At 36.5% G+C, this 11,841-nt stretch carries 10 protein-coding genes; 5 read left to right on the forward strand and 5 right to left on the reverse strand.

The genetic code is table 11. The features are described from left to right. Positions 1 to 632: 632 nt before the first annotated feature. From lon to A3GM_RS0102625, 5 genes are all read left to right on the forward strand, one after another. Positions 633 to 3,107 carry an endopeptidase La gene (gene lon / locus A3GM_RS0102605; protein WP_018361830.1) on the forward strand — a complete coding sequence of 825 codons (2,475 nt, stop codon included), beginning with the start codon at positions 633 to 635 and terminating at the stop codon, positions 3,105 to 3,107. Positions 3,108 to 3,122: 15 nt separating this feature from the next. Beyond that, positions 3,123 to 4,250: a tRNA guanosine(34) transglycosylase Tgt gene (gene tgt / locus A3GM_RS0102610; RefSeq protein WP_018361831.1), complete on the forward strand. Its 1,128-nt coding sequence runs from the start codon at positions 3,123 to 3,125 to the stop codon at positions 4,248 to 4,250. Between the two features lie 34 nt (positions 4,251 to 4,284). Further along, positions 4,285 to 5,514, forward strand: a complete 1,230-nt coding sequence (locus A3GM_RS0102615) for an LptF/LptG family permease (protein ID WP_018361832.1) — start codon at positions 4,285 to 4,287, stop codon at positions 5,512 to 5,514. An 86-nt stretch (positions 5,515 to 5,600) separates the two neighbouring features. Beyond that, the gene (locus A3GM_RS0102620; protein ID WP_018361833.1) at positions 5,601 to 6,989 is read left to right on the forward strand and encodes a DEAD/DEAH box helicase; all 1,389 of its coding nucleotides are present in this window, start codon (positions 5,601 to 5,603) and stop codon (positions 6,987 to 6,989) included. Between the two features lie 54 nt (positions 6,990 to 7,043). Beyond that, positions 7,044 to 7,559, forward strand: a complete 516-nt coding sequence (locus tag A3GM_RS0102625) for a ferritin (protein ID WP_018361834.1) — start codon at positions 7,044 to 7,046, stop codon at positions 7,557 to 7,559. 396 nt (positions 7,560 to 7,955) lie between these two features. Here the strand turns inward: A3GM_RS0102625 and A3GM_RS10910 are convergent, their stop codons facing one another. From A3GM_RS10910 to A3GM_RS0102645, 5 genes are all read right to left on the reverse strand, one after another. Next, positions 7,956 to 8,552, reverse strand: a complete 597-nt coding sequence (locus A3GM_RS10910; RefSeq protein ID WP_309546647.1) for an MraY family glycosyltransferase — start codon at positions 8,550 to 8,552, stop codon at positions 7,956 to 7,958. Then, positions 8,503 to 9,075, reverse strand: coding sequence for an MraY family glycosyltransferase (locus A3GM_RS11820; RefSeq protein ID WP_262502604.1), 573 nt, complete (start codon positions 9,073 to 9,075; stop codon positions 8,503 to 8,505). The genes A3GM_RS10910 and A3GM_RS11820 overlap by 50 nt, the downstream gene beginning before the upstream one ends. Positions 9,076 to 9,219: 144 nt before the next feature. After that, a complete protein-coding gene (locus tag A3GM_RS0102635) occupies positions 9,220 to 10,347 on the reverse strand; it encodes a nucleotidyltransferase family protein (RefSeq protein WP_018361835.1) in 1,128 nt (375 codons plus the stop codon). An 82-nt stretch (positions 10,348 to 10,429) separates the two neighbouring features. Further along, entirely contained in the window at positions 10,430 to 11,254 is an 825-nt protein-coding gene (locus tag A3GM_RS0102640) for a glycosyltransferase (protein WP_025829669.1), read from the reverse strand. Between the two features lie 71 nt (positions 11,255 to 11,325). After that, on the reverse strand, positions 11,326 to 11,733 hold the full coding sequence (locus A3GM_RS0102645) for a hypothetical protein (RefSeq protein WP_018361837.1): 408 nt from the start codon (positions 11,731 to 11,733) through the stop codon (positions 11,326 to 11,328). Positions 11,734 to 11,841: the final 108 nt, after the last annotated feature.

Raw genomic sequence — 11,841 nt, forward strand, 5'->3', positions numbered from 1 at the left:
ACACTAACACTCCCCGCACAACTCCACAAGTTTAAACACCTACCAATCAACAACTTACAATAAAACATAGCAAAAATTTGCCAAAAAAATATTACTTTTCAAACCTTATTACTATCATATTCTCCCCTAATATCAATGCTTTTTCTTCATAAAAGCCATGCAATTACACTTCAACTGCATTGCTTTTTATCCACCTTTTCACCCTATTAAGACAGTAAATGTAGCTCTTTTCTAACTCAATCTACACCTCACTCTCCTACCCCCAACACCATTTTAGAATTATAAAAGCATTGCTTTTAACAACAAAACATGCTCATTAGCAAACAATCTATCTCATAATAATAATGCAAAACGCCCGAAACACTCATTAAATGAGCTAGAAAGACAATGAATTCGTACCCATCTACAACACAAAATATGTTAACATTTTTATATTTGGCTCATTTTTTGTTATTCAATATTACACTTTATAAAATACAAGAAATAAACATATAACACGACATTAAAAAGACAAGATAATACAAAAATAAGGTCATTACAACTCAAGTGCGTGCTCAATAACGAGTTTTAGTACACCTTATTATAATATATCAATTATTATTTGTACCTTTGTCGCCTAAAAAACAAACAATATGGACAACAAAATAAATGGCTCAATACAGATGATTGCCGACTATGATGGCGATATTTCTACTCTTTTCAACACTACTGTTGAGGGTGAAATACCCATTCTTGCAACCCGCAATCTCATGCTCTTCCCAGGCGTTTTAACTCCTATTCTCATCGGAAGAAAACAAAGTTTAAGCCTAATCAACAAGATATCAAAGAAAGAAGACCAAACTTTTGCCATCTTTTGTCAAAAAGATGCTGACGTAGACTCACCAAAGAAAGAAGATCTTTTCCACTATGGTGTATACGCAAAGCTTGTTCGTATCATTGAAATACCTAACAGTGGCAACAACGTAACAGCTGTTGTTCAAGGTCTTGGACGCTGTTCTTTAAGCGAAATAACAAAAGAAAAGCCTCATATTCAAGGTATAACAGCTAACGAGCAAGAAAAGATGCCAACCAAAAGAGATAAAGAATTCTCTATGGCTATCGACGATTTACGCAAGCAAACAGCTGAATATATATTGAGAAACGAAGATATTCCAAGCGAATCTCAATTCGCAATGAATAACATTCGTAACAACATCGTTGCATTGAACTATATCTGTTCGAACTTACCTTTCAGCATTGAAGACAAATATAAATTGCTTTCAACTCCTGAAATCAAAGAAAGAACCTTTATTGCATTGCAACTCCTTGACCAAGAAATACAAAAATTGGATCTCATTCAAAGTATTCGTTCAAAGACAAGAGAAGACCTTGATGAGCAACAAAAGGAATATTTCTTGCAACAACAAATAAAAAATATCAAGAGAGAGCTTAACAATGGCGAAGGAAGTCCTGAGAAATTGGCTCTTCGCAAGAAAGCTCTTAAGAAAGATTGGAACGAGAACATTAGCGAAGTATTCTACAAAGAGCTCGAGAAATTGGATATGTATAATCCTCAAAGTCCCGAGTATAGCATTCAACTTAACTATCTTCAACAACTTGTTTCGCTTCCTTGGAACGAGTGTACAAAAGACGAGTTAGACCTTAAAAGAGCTCAAAAGATTCTCGACAAGGATCACTATGGCATGGAAAAGGTTAAAGAACGCATCTTAGAACACCTTGCTGTATTGAAATTAAAGGGTGACCTTAAGGCTCCAATTATATGTCTTTATGGCCCTCCAGGAGTGGGTAAAACCAGTTTAGGTAAGAGTATCGCCGAGTCGATGAAGCGCAAATACATCCGCATGTCATTGGGTGGCGTTCACGATGAGTCTGAGATTAGAGGTCACAGACGTACTTATATTGGCGCAATGCCTGGTAGAATTATCAAAAGTATACAAAAAGCTGGTTCGTCAAACCCTGTCTTTATCCTCGATGAAATAGACAAAGTGGGTACTATGAGCAATCATGGCGACCCTACATCTGCCCTTCTTGAGGTGCTAGACCCTGAGCAAAACAATGCGTTCCACGATAATTTCTTAGACTTAGACTACGATCTTTCTAAGGTATTATTTATCGCAACCGCAAATGATATCAGTGCTATTCCACGTCCATTGCTCGACCGTATGGAACTAATCGAAGTGAGTGGATATATAACTGAAGAGAAATTAGAGATCGCTAAACGTCATCTTATTCCTAAAGAGCTTGCAAACACTGGTCTAAATAGCCTTTCTAAGAAGATCACTTTCCCTAAAGCTACTCTTGAAATGATTATCGAAAAGTATACAAGAGAAAGCGGTGTGCGTCAATTAGAAAAGCAAATAGGTAAGGTTATGCGCAAAGTTGCATTCAAATACGAGATTGATGGCGATTTAGCTTATAACAAACTCACAACCAATAACATTGAGGAACTACTTGGGAAAGCTCCATTTAGCAGAGATATTTACCAAGGAAACCAATATGCTGGTGTTGTAACTGGCTTAGCTTGGACTAGCGTTGGCGGTGAAATTCTATTCATTGAAACATCTCTAAGCAAAGGAAAAACAGGCAAGCTTACACTCACTGGTAATTTAGGTGATGTGATGAAAGAGAGTGCTGTCATTGCTCTTGAATACATTAAGGCTCATGCTGATGCGCTAAAGATAGACTATCGCATCTTTGATCAATGGAATATTCACATTCATGTGCCTGAAGGTGCAACCCCAAAAGATGGTCCTTCGGCTGGTATTACAATTGCAACAAGTATTGCTTCGGCTCTAACTCAACGCAAAGTACGCAAGAATGTGGCTATGACTGGTGAGATTACACTCCGTGGAAAGGTACTTCCTGTAGGCGGAATCAAAGAAAAAATACTTGCAGCAAAGCGTGCAGGCATAACAGATATCCTCATTTGTCAAGACAATAAGAAAGATATTGAGGAAATTGCAGATATCTATTTACATGGAGTTACATTCCATTACGTAGACACAATACAAGATGTTTTGGCCTTCGCTCTAACAAATGAAAAGGTAGATAATGCCATTTCATTTACTTTCGAAGATACTAAAACAAAAGAAGAACAGCACAATTAAGCAACAATAGATAGAATGAAGTTCGAATTAAAAGGCGTAGATGCCAACTCAAACGCACGTGCAGGAGTTATAACAACTGACCACGGACAGATTGAAACACCTATTTTTATGCCCGTAGGAACATGCGGTAGCGTTAAAGGAGTGCATCTAAACGAACTAAAACAACAAATAAATGCGCAGATAATACTTGGTAATACTTACCATCTTTATTTGCGTCCAGGACTCGATATACTAAAGAATGCAGGTGGACTACATAAGTTCAACGGTTGGGATCGCCCTATATTAACTGATAGTGGCGGTTTCCAAGTATTCTCATTAACGGGCATTCGCAAGCTAAAAGAAGAGGGTTGCGAGTTCCGTTCGCATATTGATGGCTCTAAACACTTCTTTACTCCTGAGAATGTTATGGACACTCAAAGGGTAATTGGTGCTGATATTATTATGGCTTTCGATGAATGTCCACCAGGAAAGAGTGACTATCAATATGCAAAGAATAGCTTAATGATGACCCAAAGATGGTTAGATCGCTGCTTAAAGCGCTTTAATGAAACCGAACCACTTTATGGTTATCAACAAACTCTATTCCCTATTGTTCAAGGTTGCACTTATAAAGACTTGCGAAAAGACGCTGCTAAGTTCATAGCAGATAAGGGAGCAGATGGTAATGCCATTGGAGGTTTAGCCGTAGGAGAGCCTACTGAGGTGATGTATGAAATGATTGAGGTGGTGAATGACATTCTACCTACCTCAAAGCCACGCTACCTTATGGGTGTGGGAACACCTCAAAACATTCTCGAAGGTATTGCTCGTGGAGTGGATATGTTCGACTGTGTGATGCCAACTCGTAACGGAAGAAACGCTATGTTGTTTACTTATGAGGGCACAATAAATATGAGAAACAAGAAATGGGAAAACGATTTCTCTCCTATTGACATTGATGGTTGCGAGACAGACCTTATCTATACAAAGGCATATCTGCATCACTTATACAAAGCTCAAGAGCTTTTAGCGATGCAAATAGGTAGTATTCACAACCTTGCTTTCTATCTTCGACTTGTAAAAGATGCACGTCAACACATCTTACAAGGCGACTTTGCAAGCTGGAAAGCTAGTGTAATTGAAAAACTTGGCAGACGACTTTAAAGCTATATTGGCGTAGATTACGAAACAATACGATATGAATAGTATCACATCAAACATAAAAGAACGATATCAAAAGATATCATCAACCATTAAAGAGAAGGCTTCTTTCCTTCTTCCTCTTTGGAATTTTCTGAAGAAGTATGGTGCTTTTTTAGCCTATTTCAATCCTAAGAGGTATATAAAGATACTTGATTGGTACATTATTAAGAAGTTTATTGGAACCTATATTTTCTCTATTATTCTTATCATTTCTGTCGCTATTGTCTTCGACGTGAATGAGAATTTGGCACGATTTGCACAATATCATGCCCCGTTAAAGGCTATTGTGTTTGACTATTATGCCAACTTCGTTCCTTACTTCGCCAACCTTTTTAGTCCATTGTTTGTCTTTATTGCCGTTATTTTCTTCACTTCGAAGCTTGCAGGCAATTCAGAAATCATCTCAATACTAGCTGCTGGAGTATCATTTAAACGCCTTATGCGTCCTTATATGATATCTTGTGCATTGATATCAATGCTTTCTTATTACCTAAGTTCAAATGTTATTCCACACGGAACCGTTATTCGTCAGAACTTTGAAGCATTGTATAAGAATAAAACAAAGAACACTTCGGCAGATAACACCTTATTACAAGTAGACAAAGGAGTAATTGCTTCTATTCAACATTACGACAATAACAGTAAAAGAGGCTATGGATTCTCACTTGATAAATTCGAAAACAAGAAGCTAGTTAGTCACCTGACAGCACCAGAAATACAGTATGATACCATCTCAGACACCAAATATCACTGGACAATATCTAACTGGAAGATTCGCAAACTCGAAGGATTAAAAGAGAAGATAACAACAGGTTCTCAGCGAGATACAATCATAATGATGGAGCCAACCGACATTGTTTACTCAAAAGGACAGCAAGAAACCTTCACAAGTGCACAACTTCAAGACTATATATCAAAGCAAATAGATCGTGGTAGTAGTAATGTTGTGCAGTATCAGGTGGAATATCACAAACGAATTGCATCGTCTTTTGCATCATTTATCCTCACGACTATAGGATTATCGCTATCTTCTAGAAAGCGAAAAGGTGGAATGGGACTTTATATGGGTATTGGCTTGGCCCTCAGTTTCGGGTATATCATGCTTCAAACGGTATCTGCAACATTTGCAATCAATGCCAATACGCCCCCTATAATTGCAGCCTGGATTCCCAACATCATATTTAGTTTGGTTGCATATTTCTGCTATAGAAAGGCTCCAAACTAATCAATCACAAATCAATATACCTTTTATTATATATAGACCCTCATTCTATTTCATAATAAAGGTTTAGACAATAGAAACCAAGAAGAATGTTTTTTGACGAATTAAATTTAAATGATAATATATTAGACGCACTCTATGACATGCGTTTTGACGAGTGTACACCTATTCAAGAGGCGTGTATTCCTGCCATCTTGAATAAAAGAGACATTTTAGGTGTTGCTCAAACGGGAACAGGAAAGACTGCTGCTTATTTGCTTCCAGTGCTCTCTTTGCTCGATGATGGAGGCTATCCCAAAGACAAAATCAATTGTATTATAATGTCTCCGACTCGTGAATTGGCTCAACAAATAGACCAAGCCATGCAAGGATTCAGCTATTATTTACAAGAAGTAAGTAGTGTTGCTGTGTATGGAGGTAACGATGGAAACCGCTATGACCAAGAGATTAAATCGTTAAAGCTAGGTGCAGATGTGATCATTGCAACCCCAGGACGTTTAATTTCGCATTTATCTTTAGGCAACATCGATACTTCTGGAGTTTCATTCTTCATTCTTGACGAGGCCGATAGAATGTTAGATATGGGCTTTTATGATGATATTATGACCATAGCAAAGCAGCTTCCACCCCATTGTCAGAACATTATGTTCTCTGCAACAATGCCTCCTAAGATTGAAACTCTTGCACGAACAATACTCAAAAATCCTGAAACCATAAAGCTAGCAGTTAGTAAACCTGCTGAAAAGATAAAGCAATCGGCTTATGTTTGCTATGAACCTCAGAAATTAAAGATCGTTACTAGTCTTTTTAATGCCGACAACTTGCAACGTGTTATCATCTTCTCTGGAAAAAAAGATAAGGTGAAAGACATTAATAAAGCATTGCTTTCGAAGAAAATAAACAGTGGTGCTATGCACTCAGATCTATCGCAAGCAGAGCGAGATGAGGTGATGTTTAAGTTTAAAGCAGGGCAAATTGATGTACTAGTTGCAACTGACATTGTATCGAGAGGAATTGATATTGATGACATAAGAATGGTTATTAACTATGATGTTCCACACGATGTAGAAGACTATATACACCGAATTGGTAGAACTGCAAGAGCCGACAGAGATGGTGAAGCCATTACCCTTGTGAGCGAAGAGGATATGTTCTATTTCCAACAAATCGAACGATTCTTAGAAAAGACGATTGAAAAGACACCTAATCCAGATAACATTGGAACAGGACCAGAATATAAAAAGATTCAAAAATTCTCACGAAACAAGGGTACCAAAGGAAGAAAACCTTCAAGAAAAACATCGTTCAAACGAGGTCAAAACAAAGACAATAAGCCTCAACTGCATAGCGTAAAAGCCCCCAACGCTCACCATTCTAAAAAGAATAACAATGAGAACAATGGCACAAAACGCCCACACAAGCCAGTAAAAAGGCACAATAAGCCTACTGGTGCTAGCGAGAATACACCAAAAGAATAATAGAAATAATTTAATAGAATAAATATTTTGCACAATTAAAAACCCGGAAATATTATGCTAAAAAAGAACATCGAAGAAGCATTAAATGCTCAAATCAATGCCGAAATGTGGTCGGCTTATCTTTATTTGTCAATGGCAGCGCACTGTCATGCAATCGGACAACCAGGTATGGGTAAATGGTTTGAAATTCAATTCAAAGAAGAACAAGACCATGCAAAAATTCTTTTCAACTACGTTATCGCACGCAATGGAAAGGTTTCTCTTAAACCTATCGATTCTGTTCCAACAGAATGGAGTTCTATTTTGAATATTTTCGAAAGCACATTGCGCCACGAACAACAAGTAACAGAAATGATAAACAAGCTGTTTGCTCTTACATCAAAAGAGAACGACTATGCAACTCAAAGTATGTTACAATGGTTCATTGACGAACAAGTTGAAGAAGAAGAGAATGTTCAAACCATTATCGACAACATTAAGATGGTTCAAGACAATGGTTATGGCTTGTATATGATTGACAAGGAACTTGGTTCTAGAACTTATTCTGAGGCTTCTCCCCTTACAAAATAAATGTAAGGAGTGAGATTTCTCACGATAAGAATAGCTCTACAAAGCTCAAATTTGACTTTGTGGAGCTATTTTTTTATATCCAAATATCTACCCAAATGGAAGACATCTAACCAACACCTTCTAATTACAAGGAATATTATTGCTTCATAAAAGCTATCTTTTTGAAGGCTAAAAGGAATGTTATTGCATTGTAAAAACAATGGTTTTAGAACATAAACTCATTGCTTTTAAAAGAGAATTTCATCTAAAAGTAAATTCAAAGATATTGCCTTCTTGTCAAGAAAGCCTCAAAATTCATTATATACCTTCACTAAATAAAGATATACTTTTAATCAACTGGAAGCCATATATACAACAAATGCCCTCTAAAAGAGAGCATTTATTGTATTATTTGAATTATATTCTATCTACAATTTCTCGCATCCTGCAATAGAACTTTCCTGCTTCTACATGACTTAATTTTGCAAGATAAGCCAATACTCGATATGGTTTCTTAGAGTGATCTAATCGTCTTACAACATAGAAGAAACCAGTAGTATTGATTAATCCAATGATAAATACAACAATAAACTGAAGTGTTACACTACCACCCAATAAATATGTTGCTAACCAAGCAAGGATATTTAGAAGGTTAAGTGATAGAACCATGAACGAAGTGCCTAGGTGTGAGAAACCAATTTCGAGGAACAAGTGATGCAAGTGACTTCTATCTGCATGGAAAGGAGAAACACCTTTCATAATTCGACCTATCATAACACGAAGTGTATCGAATACAGGTACAGACAAAACAGACAAACAAAATGCTACAACTCCAATATTAGGGAAACGTAAAGCCACAACAGCTGTATTATCCAAGATACGCATACAGAAGATAGACATTAACATTCCCATCATCAAAGTACCACTATCCCCGATAAACATCTTCGATTTCTGTCCAAAAATATTATGAAAGAAGAATGGAATAATAGCTCCTAAGCCTAACATTGACATCACAATCATTGGGTCCATTATAAGCTGCAACGAATAGAGCTCCAAACGAAGCGCATGCTAACATACAGAAACCTGACGATAAACCGTCGACTCCATCAATCATATTGATCGCATTAATAATTCCCACACTACCTACTATACAAAGCGGAGCAGATAGATATACAGGAAGTTTTTCTATGCCAAATAAACCATGAAAGTGGTTCATACTACTTTGATCCATATAAGCAACGAAGGCAACAACAAGTATTTCTATCACCAGGCGCAATGTAGGCGAAAGCCCTTGAATATCGTCTAAGGTGCCAATATAAATCATCACCGTAAGCGCAACGATTGAAGTGAGCAATGCATGGCTATGGAAAACCATACTAGTTATACCCGCTCCAATCACAATACCCCAATAAACTGCCACTCCACCAAGCACAGGTACGGGTTTTTTTTGAAGCTTTCTGTAGTCGGGTTTGTCTACAATATCCTTTAGTAATGCAGTCTTTACAATCATTGGATGAATCCAAAAGACCAATAACATTGAGCTAATCAAAGGTAGAAGAATGCCCAAATTAAAGATTTTGAAAGAGATATGTCCCATAAATATCGTTTATTTAAATTTCTTATATCATGTTGAATAACAATGGCAATCACAAATACCACATGCCTATTGTGTTGTTATGTTCTATTTCTTAAATGCTTTTATAAATCGTGTGAAGCCATCTTTAAAGAAGAAAGGAATACCATATAAAGACTCTTCTGGGAAAGTTACAATGTTTCTAAACTGCATTTCAAGGTGTCCTTTCATTGCAATAAAACGCTGAACAAAGAGATTTTTAGAGGTTGTTTGTATACGCTTGTCGTGATAACCGAAGTTTCCAGAGTCGAGAATGTAACGTAATAAACGCTTAGCATCTTTCTTATACCTATTATTATATAAAGGCATTACCTCCTCAGGACAACCTAAATAGTCTACAGCCATTGTTGCAAATACGCTCCAAACCTTTGTTAGCCCAAGATATTCTATATCCTTTAAAAGTTCAGTTCTATTGATATCATCTTTATGTGTATAAAGATATCTCATCCAATCGCTCAACTGTCGCAATCCAACAGCACTACCAAAATAGTGTCGAGCCGCATGAAGAAAGATGAAAAGAGCATCGAAATGCACTGGAGGTAATACAACTTTAGCCTCTCCTATATTACATATTAAAGGAGGGTTTTGAGCAAACATTCTCTTAGTCCAGGTCATTGTATTTTTCATCGCCTTGCGATTTATAGCTCCATGAATATCTCCATGCAATTCAACTACAATGTCTTTACAAATAAACAACGCATGAGGTCTATCTGGATCTACCTCTGTCATCGGCACAGAAAAGTACTTATGAAGTTCATCTACCGCTTTCTTATACTCGCCAGTTTCTAAGAAAAGCAAGTCGATATCACCCGATTGACGCAACAAAGGCTTTGGATAACATTGTGCAACTGCCTGTCCTTTTAATAGGAAAGCTTTAATATTTAGTTTTTCGCAGGCATCAAACAATTCAATAAGGAGGTTATTCATGGCCTTATTTGCTTGTTCGATGTTTGAAGTAAGCATTATTAAGTTGAAGTAAATGTTTTGATTTGGCTTGAGTTGAGCGGGCAACTTACTGATGACATTGGTACATACTCCAATAACAGTTTGTGCCAACATCAAATCTTTTATGGTCTCCCAATCTGTCGAACCATCAAATATTTCTTCCTTAACAGGCTTTTCCCAGATTCCACTTCTATACAACTCTAGGAATTGTTCTTCTGCTTTTGTAAACATACAAGCTTATTTTTAGTGTGTTTCTTCTTATTCAAACATGATTAATATTGGTGTTTTTTAAGAAGAATAGCTTCTTTCGTAATTAGTTTCGTAATGCTTTTTTATAGATAAATGTTCGTATACTATTAGGCAACAAGAATTGAACCAAGCCACGAACACAATCGTTATAAATCATTCTTGGTAAAGAAATTAGTTTCTTTTCATACATCCAATGGTTAAATTTCAATATATCTTTATAGTATTTCAAACCGCCACGACGTGCAAACTGGTCGTAACCTGAACGAACATTCACCACTACTTCAGGGATATTTTTAAAGGTACAACCTGCCAAAATCATTCTAGCCCAAAGGAAATAGTCTTCTTGAATAAATCCTGCTTGATAGCTTCCCGCTTTTAACAGATCTTCTTTTTTCACTATAATGGTTACATGATTCACGCCACAACGTGACTTCATAAATTGCTTTATCTCTGCATCTGAGCAAGGAAGGATACGCTTACTGATGATATTTTCAGGTGTTTCTGCAAATTCTGTAATCATACCTCCAACTAAAGACAAGCTATCATCTTTCTTAAACTCGTTCATTTGCAGTTCAAAACGATTAGGAAGAGAAATATCATCACTATCCATTCGAGCTAGATAGTTATATTGTGCATTCTCAACAGCAATGCGCAATGCTCCGCCTAAACCCACATTTTTCTCTTGATACAATGTTCTTAATTGTGGGAATACACTTTTTTTATCTTCTAGAACCTTTGACAATGTCTCTGGAACTGGTCCATCTACGACCACAACAATCTCACTTGGAGGCAAGGTTTGATTGATAATTGAGTCGAGAGCGACATCGAGTTGTTCAGGGTTGTCGTTCTTATAAACCGACATTATTACTGAAAAATCATAATTACTCATTTCTTTTTTCTTCTTTACATTTAAACTTCAATTTACTTTCTTAATGTTTTCACTGGCATTGATTATTCTTATTACTTCACAGAAAACAGGTTTACTGCTTCTATATACCTCTCTATTTGAGGATGATACATATTTCTCAATCGTTTTTGCTTTATCTTTTTTATAATGAATTGTTGTAAGAATACTAATAAAAAGCCTATCGCAAAGCCCACGAGAAAAGTGTAGTTGCCTAGCGGAAGGTATTGTTCTGGAAAGGCAGACAACACAAAGAAGGGCAATAAAAAGATGAGAGCTAATAGCGTATAGCGTTTTCTTGCATTGCCTTCCATATCTAAAACGGATTGTTTTTCGATGACATAATCGTCAAAGTCTGATTGATTTACACCGAAATCAGCCATCTTTGGAAACGTATCTAAATAGTCGTAATGAGCTATTTTGTATCTCAATTGTCGTTCGAAATCATTAAAAATCCATTCCATATCGTTCTTTATTGGTTTAGAATGTTACTTTGTTTTCTTGTAAATTCAATACTTTTACAGCATAATTACAATGCTTTTACCTTGTAATTGCTATGCTTTTATAGTTTA

Origin of the sequence: Hoylesella nanceiensis DSM 19126 = JCM 15639, from assembly GCF_000379965.1 — a bacterium.
Classification (GTDB): Bacteria; Bacteroidota; Bacteroidia; order Bacteroidales; family Bacteroidaceae; genus Prevotella; species Prevotella nanceiensis.